The 633-nt window shown below is 37.1% G+C and carries 1 pseudogene; it reads right to left on the bottom strand.

Annotation, left to right across the window (positions count from 1 at the left end):
• Window positions 1-332: 332 nt before the first annotated feature.
• Window positions 333-633 (bottom strand): annotated as a pseudogene (gene tnpA, locus ADF68_RS00300) (IS200/IS605 family transposase); the annotation flags it as partial.

Below are 633 nucleotides of genomic sequence, written 5' to 3'. Positions count from 1 at the left end.
TATAAAGATTTTATATTTTGTTTGATTCTCTTCTTCCAGAATATCTAATTGATAATTGGGAATCATGACCACCCGTCAAACGGGTGGTTTGTCCCAGAGCTATAAGCCCAAACTACCAGCCAGCGCCTAAAGACGCTGGCTTTCATATTGTTCAATCCTTATTGCTCTTGACTCGTCACTTGCCTCTTAAAGAGGCTTTAGTATTACTTACCACTATCCCTAAAGAGGTCCTCATACTCTTTTACACTTAATTTATCTAGTGCTATATCATGCTTTACTCGTTCTCAAATTTTCATACTCGTGAAGAAATCATCCACTGGATAATTTCTTTAATCTTGGATATATTTCTTAATCGTGGCTTCATTGAGCACCACCGTACTCACATAATAACCTTCCGCCCAGAAATGCCGATTCCCAAACTTGTACTTGAGATTGGCGTGTTTGTCAAACATCATGAGTGCACTTTTACCTTTTAGATAACCCATGAAACTCGAAACACTTATCTTTGGTGGAATACTTACTAACATATGTACATGGTCTGGCATTAAGTGACCCTCGATAATTTCAACTCCTTTATAACTACACAAGCGATGAAATATTTCGCCTAAACTACTTCGATATTGATTATAGATA

The sequence above is a fragment of the Streptococcus pseudopneumoniae genome (assembly GCF_001068775.1).
GTDB lineage: Bacteria > Bacillota > Bacilli > Lactobacillales > Streptococcaceae > Streptococcus > Streptococcus pseudopneumoniae_N.
Note: the sequence above shows the minus strand (reverse complement) of the source record. Positions and strands in the feature narration are given on the sequence as shown.